Annotated in this window: 11 protein-coding genes and 2 pseudogenes; 5 read left to right on the top strand and 8 right to left on the bottom strand. The window is 68.2% G+C overall.

All coding sequences use genetic code 11. From position 1 onward, the window contains the following. Position 1: 1 nt before the first annotated feature. Positions 2-2,032: an AAA family ATPase gene (locus ACKY0W_RS06125; RefSeq protein ID WP_409436815.1), complete on the top strand. Its 2,031-nt coding sequence runs from the start codon at positions 2-4 to the stop codon at positions 2,030-2,032. On the opposite strand, the gene dapE is transcribed toward ACKY0W_RS06125, so the two are convergent. Then, on the bottom strand, positions 2,022-3,101 hold the full coding sequence (gene dapE / locus ACKY0W_RS06120) for a succinyl-diaminopimelate desuccinylase (protein WP_409436814.1): 1,080 nt from the start codon (positions 3,099-3,101) through the stop codon (positions 2,022-2,024). The genes ACKY0W_RS06125 and dapE overlap by 11 nt on opposite strands. 82 nt (positions 3,102-3,183) lie before the next feature. On the opposite strand from dapE, the gene dapD reads away from it, so the two are divergent. Continuing rightward, on the top strand, positions 3,184-4,137 hold the full coding sequence (gene dapD, locus ACKY0W_RS06115; RefSeq protein ID WP_409437665.1) for a 2,3,4,5-tetrahydropyridine-2,6-dicarboxylate N-succinyltransferase: 954 nt from the start codon (positions 3,184-3,186) through the stop codon (positions 4,135-4,137). Here the strand turns inward: dapD and ACKY0W_RS06110 are convergent. After that, positions 4,134-7,031 carry an RND family transporter gene (locus ACKY0W_RS06110; protein WP_409436813.1) on the bottom strand — a complete coding sequence of 966 codons (2,898 nt, stop codon included), beginning with the start codon at positions 7,029-7,031 and terminating at the stop codon, positions 4,134-4,136. The genes dapD and ACKY0W_RS06110 overlap by 4 nt on opposite strands. Beyond that, positions 7,028-7,453 (bottom strand): MmpS family transport accessory protein, encoded by a 426-nt coding sequence (locus ACKY0W_RS06105; RefSeq protein WP_409436812.1) that lies wholly within the window; start codon positions 7,451-7,453, stop codon positions 7,028-7,030. The genes ACKY0W_RS06110 and ACKY0W_RS06105 overlap by 4 nt, the downstream gene beginning before the upstream one ends. Before the next feature lie 124 nt (positions 7,454-7,577). On the opposite strand from ACKY0W_RS06105, the gene ACKY0W_RS06100 reads away from it, so the two are divergent. Further along, positions 7,578-8,255, top strand: coding sequence for a TetR/AcrR family transcriptional regulator (locus tag ACKY0W_RS06100; protein WP_409437664.1), 678 nt, complete (start codon positions 7,578-7,580; stop codon positions 8,253-8,255). A gap of 8 nt (positions 8,256-8,263) precedes the next feature. Here the strand turns inward: ACKY0W_RS06100 and ACKY0W_RS06095 are convergent, their stop codons facing one another. Beyond that, the gene (locus ACKY0W_RS06095; protein WP_409436811.1) at positions 8,264-8,479 is read right to left on the bottom strand and encodes a hypothetical protein; all 216 of its coding nucleotides are present in this window, start codon (positions 8,477-8,479) and stop codon (positions 8,264-8,266) included. A 120-nt stretch (positions 8,480-8,599) separates the two neighbouring features. Further along, positions 8,600-10,006 (bottom strand): acyl-CoA synthetase, encoded by a 1,407-nt coding sequence (locus ACKY0W_RS06090; RefSeq protein WP_409436810.1) that lies wholly within the window; start codon positions 10,004-10,006, stop codon positions 8,600-8,602. A 129-nt stretch (positions 10,007-10,135) separates the two neighbouring features. Here ACKY0W_RS06090 and ACKY0W_RS06085 point away from each other — a divergent pair, with 129 nt between their 5' ends. Continuing rightward, positions 10,136-10,852: a helix-turn-helix transcriptional regulator gene (locus tag ACKY0W_RS06085; protein WP_409436809.1), complete on the top strand. Its 717-nt coding sequence runs from the start codon at positions 10,136-10,138 to the stop codon at positions 10,850-10,852. Positions 10,853-10,876: 24 nt separating this feature from the next. Here the strand turns inward: ACKY0W_RS06085 and ACKY0W_RS06080 are convergent, their stop codons facing one another. The 3 genes and pseudogenes from ACKY0W_RS06080 to ACKY0W_RS06070 form a co-directional block, all read right to left on the bottom strand. Then, complete coding sequence (locus ACKY0W_RS06080) at positions 10,877-11,224, bottom strand: carboxymuconolactone decarboxylase family protein (protein WP_409436808.1); 348 nt, start codon at positions 11,222-11,224, stop codon at positions 10,877-10,879. A gap of 19 nt (positions 11,225-11,243) precedes the next feature. Next, positions 11,244-12,850 (bottom strand): annotated as a pseudogene (gene pruA, locus ACKY0W_RS06075) (L-glutamate gamma-semialdehyde dehydrogenase). A 36-nt stretch (positions 12,851-12,886) separates the two neighbouring features. Next, the gene (locus ACKY0W_RS06070) at positions 12,887-13,789 is read right to left on the bottom strand and encodes a pseudouridine-5'-phosphate glycosidase (protein ID WP_409436807.1); all 903 of its coding nucleotides are present in this window, start codon (positions 13,787-13,789) and stop codon (positions 12,887-12,889) included. A 104-nt stretch (positions 13,790-13,893) separates the two neighbouring features. Here ACKY0W_RS06070 and ACKY0W_RS06065 point away from each other — a divergent pair. Continuing rightward, positions 13,894-14,565 (top strand): annotated as a pseudogene (locus ACKY0W_RS06065) (HNH endonuclease family protein); the annotation flags it as partial. Positions 14,566-14,576 lie beyond the last annotated feature (11 nt).

Here is a 14,576-nt window from a genome sequence, read left to right as displayed (position 1 = left end):
GATGCCGATCCGGTGGAACGTCCCCGAGCATTCGGCGGCGTTGCATCAGCTCACCGCAGCGCTCGCCCCCGACGGGCCCCGGGCCGGCGCGGTGGTGCTCGGTCCCGACGGGTGCGGCAAGTCCACCCTGGCCCGGTTGGCCGCTGAAGACCACGCCGACCGCCACCCCGGAACCCGAGTGTGCTGGGTGATCGGCACCCCCGCCGAGCGCGACGTGCCGTTCGGCGCCTTCAGCCATCTGATCGCGGTGGCCGACATCGGCAAGCCCGCCGCGCTGCTGCGGGCGGCGCGCGCATCGCTGGTCGATGCGGCGGGCGATCTGCTGCTGGTGGTCGACGACGCCCATCTCCTCGACATCTTGTCGGCAACGCTGGTCTACCAGTTGGCGCTGACCGGGACGGCCAGAGTGATCGTCACCGGCCGCGCCGACTGCTCCCCCGCACCCCCGCCGCCGATCACCGCGCTGTGGGGCGACGATCTGCTGACCCGCGTCGACGTCACGGCCTCCGACGAAGCGGGTGAGGCCGATCGGGACGTGGACGCCTTCGTGGCGGGCTTGCCGGCCGACGCGCGTTCGACGCTGGACTACCTGGCCGTCTTCGAACCACTGGCGCTGGTCGACCTGATCGACCTGACCAGTGCCGACGCGGTCCGCCACGCCGAGGAGCTGGGCGCGGTCGAGACCCGCGCTCGGGGCGGCCGCGAACCGGACCCCGTCGTCTACACCGCTCACCCGCTGTTCGCCGAGCGGGCTCGCGGCGCGCTGGGGGTGGCCGGTGCCCGCGCCCGGCGCACCGAGGTGGTCCGGGTGCTGGCGGCCCGGCCGTGCGCGCACGTCGGCGAGCAGTTGCGGCTGGCGGCATTGGCGGCCGACAGCGACGCCCCGCAGCCCGCCGCCGACGTGGTGGACGCGGCCCAGCAGGCGCTGCGGCTGGGCGATCTGCAGCTGGGTGAACGGCTGGCCCGCAACGCCCTGGATCGGGCGGACGAATTGCCGGCCCGGCTGGCGCTGGCGCACGCACTGGGGTGGCAGGGCCGCGGGCGTGACGCCGACGCGGTGCTGGGCGCGGTCGATCCGGCCGGGCTCAGTGAGCCGGAGTTGATGGCCTGGGCACTGCCGCGTGCCGCCAATCAGTTCTTCATGCTCGGCGAGCCCGAACGCGCCGCCGCTTTCCTGGCCGCCACGCGTGGCCGGGTTCAGGGCCTCGCGCCGCGCATCACCCTGGACGCACTCGGCGCCACCTTCGCGATGAATGCCGGCAACATCGGCCGAGCCGTGCAGGCCGCTACCGCGGTCCTGGCGGACCCGGCCGCCGACGACATGGCGGTGGCCTGGGCGGGCAGCGCCGCGGCGCTGTGCGCGGCGCGGGCCGGCCGCTTCGACGACGTCGCTCCCCTGGCACGCCGTGCGCTGGACGCCGAACATCCCGGGGTGCTGCGGTTCACCGTCGGGCTCGCCGAGATCACCGCACTGTTGATGGCCGACCGACTCGCGCAGGCACGCGAGTTGGCCTGGCAGTTCACCGATTTCGCCGAGCTGTCCCAGCCCGGCCGGGCGATCGGCGAGGTGCTGGTGGCCAAGGTGCTGATCGCCGCCGAAGAGTTCGACGCCGCAACCAAGCTGTTGGCACCGGCGGCGGCCACCCTGGAGCGCACCGGCTACTCGTGGGGCCCGCTGTCGCTGACGCTGCTGGCCACCGCGCTGGCCCGCCAGTCCGACATCGCCGGCGCGGCAAAGGCGTTGAGCCGGGCCGAATCCCGGCACGGCACCAAATCGGCGCTGTTCGCTCCAGAGTTGGGAGTGGCGCGGGCCTGGCAGCGGGCCGGCATGCGCGATCAGCACGGCGCGATCGCCGCTGCCCGGGATGCCGCCCGGATGGCCGAGCGCACCGGGCAGTCGGCGGTGGCGCTGCAGGCCTGGTACGTGGCCGCCCAGCTGGGCGATGCCCGGGCCGTCGATCCGTTGGGCCGGCTGTGCGCGGAGGTCGACTGCGCGTTCGGCCGGAGCGCGCTGGACCGGGTTAAGGGCTGAGGTAGCCGCGCAGCAGCGCGGCCACCGTGCTGATCTGCTCGACCGGCACCCGCTCGTCGACGGTGTGAGCGAGGTTGGGATCGCCCGGCCCGTAGTTGACCGCGGGGATGCCACGGGCGGCGAACCGCGACACGTCGGTCCAGCCGTACTTGGCCCGCACCTGGCCACCGGCGGCGGCCACCAGCGCTGCCGCGGCGGGCGCGGTCAGCCCCGGCAGGGCGCCGGCGGCGGAGTCGGTCTGCTCGATCACGACGTGCAGGCCGTCGAACACCTCCTGCACGTGGATCAGCGCCTCGTGGGGCGTGCGGTCCGGGGCGAAGCGGAAGTTCACGGTCACGCTCGCGGCATCGGGGATGACGTTGCCGGCCACCCCGCCGTCGATGCGCACCGCGGACAGTCCCTCGCGGTAGACACAGCCGTCGATGTCGACACTGCGCGGCTGGTACGCGGCCAGTCGATTCAGTACCGCCCCCAGCTTGTGGATGGCGTTGTCGCCCAACCAGGAGCGCGCCGAATGCGCCCGGGTGCCCGCCGCGCTGATCACCACCCGCAGCGTGCCCTGACAGCCGGCCTCGATGTAACCGCCGGTGGGCTCGCCGAGGATGGCGACGTCGGCCGTCAGCCAGTCCGGCAGGTTGCGTTCGATGCGGCCCAGCCCGTTGGCGGCCGCCTCGATCTCCTCGCAGTCGTAGAACACGCAGGTCAGATCGTGAACGGGTTCGACGACGGTGGCAGCCAGGTGCAGGAAGACGGCGACACCGGATTTCATGTCGACGGTGCCGCAACCGTGCAGCACGTCACCCTCGTCACCGGTAGTAGTGCGCCGGCTGGGCAGATTGCCGGCCACCGGCACGGTGTCCAGGTGCCCGGCCAAAAGCACCCGGGTCGGGCGCCCCAGTTGGGTGCGGGCCAGCACCGCATCGCCGTCACGAATGATCTCGAAACCGGAGGTCTGGGCTCGCAGGGCGGCTTCGACCTGGTCGGCGATCTGCGCTTCGTGCCGCGACTCGCTGGGGATGTCCACCAGGGCCGCGGTCAGGGTAATGGGGTCGGAGCGCAGGTCCAGCACGGCCTCAGCCTAACGGTCGGTGCTGATTCGACGGTCCAGCTTCACCTCTCCGTCGTCGAGCCTCGCTAACCGCCGGGGTAGCCTGACCAGCGTGACTGGAGCTTCGGGCGTCGGGATAGCGACGCTGGCCGCAGACGGATCCGTGCTCGACACCTGGTTTCCCGCACCGGAGTTGGGCGGCTCGGACCAGCCCGGAACCAATCGCCTTGGCGGGGACGAGGTGCCCGCCGATCTGGCTGGGCTGCTCGGGCATGACGAGGACCGCGGCACCGAGACGGTCGCGGTGCGCACCGTGATCGGGTCGCTGGGCGACACCGCGGTCGACGCCTACGACGCCTACCTGCGCCTGCACCTGCTCTCGCACCGGCTGGTGGTGCCGCACGGACTCAACGCCGGCGGACTGTTCGGCGTGCTGACCAACGTGGTGTGGACCAACTACGGGCCGTGCGCCGTCGAGGGCTTCGAATCGACCCGCGCCCGGTTGCGCCGGCGCGGCACGGTCACGGTCTACGGCGTGGACAAGTTCCCCCGCATGGTCGACTACGTGCTGCCGTCCGGCGTGCGCATCGCCGACGCGGACCGGGTGCGCCTCGGTGCCCACCTCGCGTCCGGGACCACGGTGATGCACGAAGGATTCGTCAACTTCAACGCGGGCACGCTGGGCGCCTCGATGGTCGAAGGCCGCATCTCGGCGGGCGTGGTGGTCGGCGACGGCTCCGACGTCGGCGGCGGCGCTTCGATCATGGGCACGCTGTCCGGCGGTGGGACCCAGGTGATTTCGATCGGCAAGCGCTGCCTGCTGGGGGCGAATGCCGGATTGGGCATCCCGCTGGGCGATGACTGCGTGGTCGAGGCCGGGCTGTACGTCACCGCCGGAACCAAGGTCACCCTGCCCGATGGCAGCACGGCCAAGGCCCGCGATCTGGCCGGCGGCAACAACCTGCTGTTCCGCCGCAATTCACAAACGGGCGCGGTCGAGGTGGTGGCCCGTGACGGTCAGGGCATCGCCCTCAACGAGGACCTGCACGCCAACTAAACCAGCACCTCCTCCGGCTCCCGCTGGATGGGCTGCGGCCAGGGCTGCGGAACCGGGCGTGGACGCACGATCTGCGGCCACCAGAACCAGCGCCCGAGCAGGGTGGCGATCGACGGTGTCATCAGGGACCGCACGATCAGGGTGTCGAAGAGCAGGCCCAGCCCGATGGTCGTGCCGACCTGGCCGATCACGATCAAGGCGCTGACCGCCATGGAGGCCATGGTGAAGGCGAACACCAGACCCGCGGCCGTGACCACGGCACCGGTGCCGACCATGGCGCGGATGAGCCCGGTGTGCAGACCCGCGTGGATCTCCTCCTTGATGCGCGAGACCAGCAGCAGGTTGTAATCCGCGCCGACGGCGAGCAGCACGATGACCGACATCGGCAGCACCATCCAGTGCAGCGGGATGCCCACCAGGTGTTGCCAGATCAGCACTGACAGGCCGAACGCCGAGCCGAGACTGAGCACCACCGTGCCGACGATCACCGTTGCGGCCACCACGGCGCGGGTGAGCACCATCATGATGATGAAGATCAGGATCAGTGCGGCCGTCGCGACGATCAGCAGGTCGTAGTTGGCGCCCTGCTGCATGTCGTAGAACATCGCCGCGCTGCCGCCGAGGTAGATCTTGGCCCCCTCGAACGGTGTCCCCTTGATCGCATCGGCCGCCGCGACCTTGAGCGACTCGATGCGCGAGATTCCCTCGGGTGTCAGCGGATCACCCTGGTGAATGATGGTGAACCGCACCGCATGACCGTCCGGCGACATGAACAGCTTGATGCCGCGCTTGAAGTCGGCGGTGTCGAAGGCCTCCGGCGGTAGGTAGAACGAATCGTCGTTCTTGGCGGTGTCGAACGCCTCGCCCATGGCCGTGGAGTTCTCCTGCATCGCCATGTTCTGGTCCTGCTGGGCCTTCTGCACCTGGTACTGGTTGAGCAACGTCTGCTTCTGATTCTTCATGGATTGGATCTGCGCCGGCATCACCGCGACCATCCGAGGCATCAGCTCGGCCATGCGTTGCATGTCGGGCACGATCTCATCGAAGTCGGCGGACATGGTGTCGACACCGTCGAGGGCATCGAAGATCGACCGCAACGACCAGCAGATCGGGATGTCGAAGCAGTGCGGCTCCCAGTAGAAGTAGTTGCGGAACACCCGGAAGAAATCGTCGAAATCGGCCATGTGGTTGCGCATTTCGCCGATGTCGACCGCCGTGTTGGACATCTTGTCGGCCATCCGCTGCGACACTTCGGCCAGATCCTGCTGGATGCTCATCATCTCGGTCATCGAGTCGATGCTGGCCTGCAGATCATCGGCCTGCTTGAGCAGGTTCTCCAGGTTGGTCTGCATGTAGTCGTTGTTCATCAGCTGGGCTGTGCCGCTCTGGCCGACGGTGTACGGGATCGTGGAATGTTTGATCGGGTCCCCGTCGGGGCGGGTGATGGTCTGCACCTGGGCGATCCCGTGAACGTTCTTGAGGGCTTTGGCGATCTTGTCGATCACCAGGAAGTCCGCCGGGTTACGCAGGTCCCGATCGGTTTCGATCATCATCAGGTCCGGGTTCATCTTCGCCTGAGAAAAGTGCCGGAACGCCGCCGAATAGCCCACGTTCGCCGCGACATCGTCGGGCAGGTAGATGCGGTCGTTGTAGCTCGTGTGGTACCCGGGCAGCGTGAGCAGGCCGATCAGCGCCGCCGCGACGGCGGCCACCAGTATCGCTCCGGGCCAGCGGACGGTGGCAGTACCGACCCGGTGCCACCCGGTCGACCGGGTGACGCGCTTGGGCTCGAGAATCTTGCCGAAGCGACTGCACACCGAGATGACGGCGGGCCCCAGGGTCAAGGCCGCGGCGACCACGATCACCATGCCGATCGACAGCGGGAAACCCATCGTCTGGAAGTACGGCAGCCGAGTGAAGTGCAGGCAGAACGTGGCCCCGGCAATGGTCAGCCCCGAGGCCAACACCACGTGCGCGGTCCCGTGGAACATGCTGTAGTAAGCGGTTTCTCGGTCCTCGCCGGCTTTGCGCGCCTCCTGATATCGACCGATCAGGAAGATCGCATAATCGGTGGAGGCGGCGATGGCCAACGTCACCAGCATGTTGGTAGCGAAGGTCGTCAGGCCGAACAGGTTGTGGAATCCCAGGAATGCCACCAGCCCTCGGGCGGCCGACAGTTCGAAGACGACCATCAGCAGCACGATCAGCGTGGTGATGATGGATCGGTAGACGCCCAACAACATCACCGTGATGACGGCGAACGTGAGCATCTCGATGGTTTCCATGCTCTTGTCGCCGACGTGGTTCTGGTCGGAACTTGTTGCCGCCGGCCCCGTCACGTAGGCCTTTACGCCGGCGGGGGCGGGCCCTTCGGACGCGATGTGGCGCACCGCGTCCACCGACTCGTTGGCCAGCGTCTCGCCCTGGTCGCCGGCGATGTAGACCTGAACGTAGGCGGCCTTGCCGTCGGCGCTCTGGGCGCCCTTGGCCGTCAGCGTGTCGCCCCAGAAGTCTTGGACGTGCTGCACGTGGGCGGTGTCGGCGCGCAGATCGCGCACCATCTGGTCATAGAACTCGTGTGCTTGGGCGCCCAGCGGCTCTTCGCCTTCGAGCACGATCATCACCGAGCTGGAAGTGTCGTACTCTTCGAACACCTTTCCGACGCGCTTGGTGGCGATCATCGACGGTGCGTCGTTGGGACTCATCGACACCGCACGCATCTTGCCGACTTCCTCGAGCTGCGGCACGACGATGTTCAGCACGGCAACGAAAGCGATCCAGGCCAAGATGATCGGCACCGCGAACTTGCGGATGAATCGGGGTAGTCCCGGGCGCGCGGCGTGACGTGCTGCCGGAATGGGTTCGGTCGGCGCTCCGGCCGTCGACGCGCTCATGCGGCCTTCACAAAGCAGAAGGTTTCGGCATTCACTCCGGTAGCCGTCCTTTCCTGTTTGACCTCGTCGTCGACGGTCACCCGGCAGCTGATGCTGTCGCCGTCGCCCTGGGCCAGGATGTTGGGCATCACCGAGGGCAAGGTGGTCTGCAGGGTCAGAGTCCACGGCAATGCCACATCGGTGACGCGCTGCGGCTTGCCTTCGAGGTCCATGTAGTTGATGACGGCTGTGGTGCCCGAACCGAAGATCTCGTATTTCACGAACTTCGGGTTGAAGTCCTCGGCGTTGTCCGAGGACAAGTCGGTCACCACAACCGGATGCGCACCGAACACGGTCCGCAGCTGGGCGACGGTGACAGCTCCTGCCGCGACTGCCGTCACGATCAAAGCGGGTAGCCAAACCCGGCTGATCAGCCTTTTCATCGTCTGCCTTCCCCGACATTGACCAGGCCGGCCGCCGTCTCCACTCCAGCTAGCTAAGCTAATTAAGTAAGTGGATTAAGTCAATCCGGTTTAATGTTGTGCCCATTACACTTGGCAGGTGAACGTGAGTGAGACGACGGACCGCCCGTTGCGCAAGGACGCCGAGCGCAACAGGAAGCGCATCCTGGAAGCAGCTCGTGACCTGTTCGCGGGCAAGGGGCTGGAGCCCAACCTCAACGACGTCGCGCACCATGCGGGCGTGGGAGTGGGCACCGTCTACCGAAGGTTCGCCAGCAAGGAGGAGCTGCTCGAGGCGATCTTCGTAGACGGCCTGAACCAGCTGGCGGACTTGGCGGAATCAGCTCTGCAACAACCAGATCCCTGGCAGGGGTTCGTGTGGTACGTCGAGCAGATGTGTGAGATCACCGCGACCGACCGAGGATTGCGGGAGATCGCCTTCAGCAAGTCCTACGGCGGCGATCGCGTGACGGCGGCGCAGGAGCGACTCATTCCCGTTCAGAAGCGGCTCGTGGAGCGAGCGCGCAGCGACGGTCGCCTGCGCCCCGAACTGTCCGACACCGACATGCCGATCTTCGGGCTGCTGGCCGGCACGGTGAGCGAGTTCGCCGGCCATGTCGACGCGGAGCTGTGGCGCCGTTATGTGGCCATCCTTATCGACGGTATGCGCTGCCGGAGTGATCAATTACCCCTGCCGGTGTCCGCGCTCGATGACGACGGAGTCGAGTGCGCGATGCGAAGCTGGGAACCGGCCGGCCCCTGCGGCGACCGCCTCCGCGGATGAGCTGAGCGCTACAGCATCGCCCTGCTGATCTTGTCGCTGTCTTTCCCGATCGTCTTGCAGTAGGCGCTGACCGCGACCTGCGTTCCCGACAGCTCCAGATTCGACGGCTCGCCACCCTTCTTGTCCTTGAGCATCTTGGAGATCTCGGAGCGCTGCTTCTCGTCGGTGTGGCCGTTGAACTCTCCGCACGTGGTGTCGCCGCCCTTATTGATGACCTTCTCCACCTCCGAGCACCCACCGAGCAGGACCGTCGTGCAGGCGAGGACGGTAACAGCGGCGAGACTGAATCGGTTCCTTGGCTTCACACGGCCACCCTTCTGGTATCGATTCGCGCAAAGCGGAGCCTACGTCAGCAACGCCTTCTTGAGTACCTTTCCCATCGCATTGCGCGGCAGGGCATCCACGATCCGTACCTCACGTGGCCGCTTGTGAGCCGAAAGCTGTTGCCCAACATAATCGATCAATTCACGGGGCTGCGCAGAACTGTCGGGCGAAGCAACGACGAACGCGACGATCCGCTGCCCCAGGTCTTCGTCGGGCAATCCGACGACGGCCACTTCGGCAACCGCGGGATGGCCCAGCAACGCCGTCTCAATCTCACCGGCCCCAACCCGGAAGCCACCGGACTTGATCAGATCCACCGATTCACGGCCGACGATCCGATGCATGCCATCGCCGTCGATCACCGCCACATCCCCGGTGCGGTACCACCCATCGGCGTCGAACGCCTCGGCGGTCGCGTCGGGCCGGTTGAGGTATCCGTTGAAAAGCGTTGGTCCGCGCACCGCGAGCCGCCCGATCGTCGCGCCGTCGTGCGGCACCGGGCCGCCGTCATCAGCGACAAGCTTGGTCTGTACCCCGTGCAACGGCAGACCCACCCATCCCGGGCGGCGCTCACCGTCGACGCGGGTGCTCACCGTGATCAGCGATTCGGTGCTGCCGTACCGCTCGATCGGGGCGTGACCGGTCTGCGCGACGAGTGCGTCGAAGACCGGGACGGGCAGCGCCGCACTGCCCGAGACCAACAACCGCGCCGGCCGCAACGCTCCGGCGGCGCCCGCGTCGGCCACCACCCGCGACCACACGGTGGGCACCCCGAAATACAGCGTGCCGCCCGCGGCTGCGTACGCCTCTGGCGTCGGCTTGCCGGTGTGTACGAAGCGGTTGCCCACCCGCAGCGAGCCCAACAGACCCAGCACCAAACCGTGCACGTGGTACATCGGCAGGCCGTGCACCAGCACGTCATCGGGGCTCCACTGCCAGGCCTGGGCCAGCGCGTCGAGGTCGGCGGCCAGTGCCCGCCGGCTCAGCTGTACGCCTTTGGGCGGGCCGGTGGTGCCGGAGGTGTAGATGATCAACGCGGTGTCGTCTTCTTCGCCCACTTCGGGGACCTGGTGCGACGATCCGGCGCGCGCCGGGAAGTGCGGCAGGCCGGCGAGGTCGTCGGGTCGCTCCCCCAGCCAGGCCCCCGCACCCGAGTCGCGCAGTATGTGCTGGCGTTCGGCGACGCCCACGTCAGCCGGGACCGGCACCACCGGTACCCCGGCGAGCAGACAACCGGTGACCGCCAGCACGGTCTGCGCCGTTGGGGTGGCCAACACCGCGACCGTCGGCACACCGGCAAGATCTTCGTGCACTGCCGCCGAAGCGGCACTCAGCTCGGCACGGCTCAGCAGGGTGTTGTCGATACGCACCGCATCGGCGATGTCCGAGGCGTTCGAGCCGTCGGCAGCCAGCGAGGTCAGCAGCATCTGGGGGACGTTACCCGGTACACAGGGTGGGCCCGGCCGACCGACCGGGCAACGGCCGACCGCCACAAGTGGTATCAACGAATTACTTCCCTTAAATTTGTGGGCAACTCCTCAAGGAGAGGCACTCCCATGCACGACCAGTCCGGCCAGCGGCACGGGACCGCTCGCAGTCAGCGGTTGCCGCGCAACCAGCAACGGGAACGAGTGCTGCGGTTGGTGGGCGCTGCCAGTGGCGCCGTCGACGCCGCCGAGCTCGCCGAGCGGATGAACCTGCACGTCACCACGGTGCGGTTCCATCTCGATGCCTTGTGTGAGGACGGGGCTGTCGCCCGGACCCGGATCAAACGCGACGGCGTCGGGCGGCCCCGCACCGGCTATGTGGCAGTCCGGGACCGGCTGGACTACCGCAGCCTGGCCGAGATATTGGCGATGGAGCTCGGTGAGACCGCCGCCGAGCGCCAGGAACGTGCCGAACGAGCGGGCCAACGCTGGGCCGATCGGATCGTGGCCTCCGACGATTCCGCCGAGGATGCCGTCACGCCGAACGGATCGGCCCCCGACGCCGGCATCGACGAGTGCGCCGACCGGATCGCGGGGATCTTCGCGCGGATGGGGTTCGGCGCGGAACTCACCGTGGCCGAAGACGGCGATGGCAACCGACGCACGATCCTGCTGCACGCGTGTCCGGTTCGCGACTTGGCGCGGGCGCACCCGGAGGTCAGCTGCGCCATGCACCGGGGCCTGCTGCGCGGGCTGCTCAACGCCGAGAACGCGCCCGGCGGCAGCGCGGAGTTGGAACCGTTCGTCGAACCGGAGATGTGCATCGCCAGGGTGATCGGCCGCTAACCCGGCCGGCTCAACACCGGTTCGTCAGTCGGTGGCGTCGGCGAATTCGCAGAACGCCGTGTAGGCACGGGCCCCGTAGATGGTGGCCGGACCGCCGTGCATGAGAATGCTGACGCCGATGGCCTCGGCGGCCTCCTGCTTGGTGGCCCCGGCGCGTGCCGCCGCCCGCGCGTGTGAGGCGATGCATCCATCGCAGCCCTGCACCACCCCGATCGCCATCGCCATCAGCTCTTTGACTTTGCGCTCCAAGGCGCCGGATTCGAACGTGGCCTTGCTCATTTCGCCGAACGCTTGGTAGACGCCCGGAATCTGCTGCCGAAGGTCACGGTGCTGCGGATTCAGCTCGTTGAGGACTTCCTGGTAGTGGCTCATACCCCCCAGGGTATCAGGTTCACGGCGCCGCCATGTGCGGGTAGCCGTGCTCGGTGGGCGGCAGGAAGGTCTCCTTGATCGTTCGCGCCGATGTCCAGCGCAGCAGGTTCAGCGGCGAACCCGCCTTGTCGTTGGTTCCCGAGTTGCGCGACCCGCCAAACGGCTGCTGCCCCACCACCGCACCGGTCGGTTTGTCGTTGACGTAGAAGTTCCCGGCAGCAAACCGCAGCCGCTGCAGCGCGTTACGCACCGCGTGCCGATCCTCGGCGATGACCGCCCCGGTCAGCGCGTAGCGCGATCCGGTGTCGATGAGGTCGAGAATCTGCTCGTAATGCTCGTCGGGGTAGACGTGCACCGACAGCAGTGGGCCGAAGTATTCCGTGCTGAACATCTCGTCGGCCGGATCGTCGGCGAGCAGCACCGTGGGCCGCACAAAGTAACCCACGCTGTCGTCGTAGTCACCGCCGACCGCAACCTCGACACCAGCGGCGGCCTTGGCGCGCTCGATGGCGCGCACGTTCTTGGCGAACGCCCGCCCGTCGATGAGCGCGCCACCGAAATTCGTCAGGTCGGTGACGTCGCCGTAGCGCAGCTCTGCCGTGGCGGCCAGCAGGTCGTCGCCGAATCGCCGCCACAGCGAGCGGGGAATGTACGCCCGCGAGGCGGCCGAGCACTTCTGACCTTGGTAGTCGAAGGCACCGCGAATCAGCGCCGTACGCAGTACCTCCGGCCGCGCCGAGGCGTGCGCCACCACGAAATCCTTTCCGCCGGTCTCCCCCACCAGTCGTGGATAGTTGCCGTACCGGTCGATGTTGGCACCCACCTGACGCCACAGCGCGCGGAATGTCTCCGTCGAGCCGGTGAAGTGAATTCCGGCCAGCCGCGAATCCGCCAGCGCCACCTCGGAAACCGCGTACCCGTCACCGGTGAGCAGGTTGATCACCCCCGGCGGCAGCCCGGCCTCTTCCAGCAGCTGCATGGTCAGGAACGCGGCAAGGCTCTGGGTGACGGATGGCTTCCAGATCACCGTGTTGCCCATCAGCGCCGGGGCGGTGGGCAGGTTGCCAGCGATCGAGGAGAAGTTGAACGGGGTGATGGCGTAGACGAACCCGTCCAGCGGCCGGTAATCGGTGCGGTTCCACACTCCCGGGCTGCTGATGGGTTGCTGCGTCAGGATCTGACGGGCGAACGCGACGTTGAACCGCCAGAAGTCGATGAGTTCGCACGGTGCGTCGATCTCGGCCTGATAGACGGTCTTGGACTGAACCGAGCATGCCCGCGGCGGCGATGGTCTCCCGCCACGGGCCGGCCAGCAGGTCGGCGGCTCGCAGGAAGATGGCCGCGCGCTCATCGAACGGGGTTGCCGCCCAGTCGTTCTTGGCCGCGGCGGCGTGCCGGTGCGGCGCGACGATGTCGATGCGCTCGCCGGCGGCTTCGACCGCGGCGGTGGCGTCGGCGTGGGTGGTCGCCCATCCGATGCCGGCCGGCGATGACGTGCGGCAGGTCGCGTGGTTGGTCGGCGAGCACAGCCAGTACGGCGCGCAGCCGGGTGCGCTCCGCCGAGTCCGGGGCGTAGTCATGGACCGGCTCGTTGACCGGAACCGGCACTTCGGTGATGGCGTCCATAACCCAGGATGCGCCCAGATGCGCTGCCGCGCTCGGTCACCCGGCGGCGTAGGCCACGGCGATCTCGGCGGCCAGCCGCGCATTGGCCAGCACCAGGGCGACGTTGGCGGACACCGATGCGCCGCGGGTCTCGCGGTGGAAGTAGTCGAGCAAGAACGGGGTGACGTCCTTGCCGTGTACGTCCGCGGCTCCGGCGGCGGCCAGCCCGTCGGCCAGCACCCGGTCATGCAGCTCACGGTCCAGCTCGGCATCGGCGGGGATCGGGTTGGCCAGCACCAAACCGTAGCCGTCGGTGCCCAGCCGGTCGCGGGCCCGCAGCACCGCGGCAGCCTGTCTCGGCGTCTGCACCCACCAGTCGAGCGGGTAGCCGGAGTCGGCGAGGTAGAACGCCGGGAAGCGGTCGGTGCGGTAGCCGATCACCCCGACCGACAGCGTCTCCAACCGCTCCAGCGTGGCGCCGATGTCCAGAATCGACTTCACGCCCGAACACACCACCAGCACGGGGGTGCGCGACAGCGTGGTCAGGTCCGCGGACTCGTCGTAGCTGTCCCGCGCGCCGCGATGCACACCGCCCAACCCGCCGGTGGCGAACACCGTGATACCGGCCGCCGCCGCCAGGTGCGCGGTCGAGGCAACCGTGGTCGCACCGTCGCCGCCCACCGCGGCCAGCATCGCGATCTCCCGGACACTGACTTTGATCGCCGTCCCACCGGTGGCGATACGGTGCAGCGCGTCATCGTCGAGACCGATGTGCGGCTGGCCGTCGAGGATGGCGATGGTGGCCGGTACCGCGCCCGCCGAGCGCACGGCGTGCTCGATGGCGCGGGCGATGCGCAGATTGTCCGGACGAGGCAGACCGTGGCTGATGATCGTGCTCTCCAGCGCCACCACGGCCCGGCCGGCGGTCAACGCATCGGCGACCTCGGGATGGATGCGCATCCGCTCAGCCTATGGCGCGCGGCGAACAGCGCGCATCGATCGGTGTCGGGGCACGCTGGTAGCGTCCGCGACTGTTCCACCGGGAGTGCGGGAGTGGAGGTGCCGTGGTCGACCAGCGACGCAGGTGGCCGGCGTGTTTTGCCGCGCTCACCGCGGCCCTGCTGAGCGTTGTACCGGCCGCAGCCGACCCGGTTCCGGTGGGTGCCGCCGACGGTCCGGCCGCGTTGGCCATGCTCGAGGCGCTGCCGATCAAGGGCCGCGCCCCCAAGACCGGCTACTCGCGCGCACTGTTCGGCGAGGCCTGGACCGATGACGTGACGGTGCCCGGCGGGCACAACGGCTGCGACACCCGCAATGACATCCTGCGCCGCGACCTGGTGGACATCGCAATCAAGCCGGGCACCACCGATTGCGTGGTGGCATCCGGTGTCTTGAACGATCCCTACACCGATGTCGCCATCGCCTTCCAGCGCGGACGGGGTACTTCTCAGGCGGTGCAGATCGATCATGTCGTCGCGTTGTCGGATGCCTGGCAGAAGGGCGCCCAGCAGTGGGATGAGCTCACCCGCCGCAACTTCGCCAACGACCCGCTGAACCTGCAGGCCACCAGCGGGCCGATCAACGAGCAGAAGGGCGACGGCGACGCGGCCACCTGGCTCCCGCCCAACAAGTCCTACCGCTGCGCCTACGTCTCGCGGATCGTCTCGGTGAAGTCGGGCTACGGCCTGTGGGTGACCCAGGCGGAGCACGACGCCATCGAGCGGATTCTCACCGGCGAATGCGATAC

This window comes from Mycobacterium sp. SMC-14 (genome assembly GCF_046250075.1).
Taxonomy (GTDB): domain Bacteria; phylum Actinomycetota; class Actinomycetes; order Mycobacteriales; family Mycobacteriaceae; genus Mycobacterium.
Note: the sequence above shows the minus strand (reverse complement) of the source record. Positions and strands in the feature narration are given on the sequence as shown.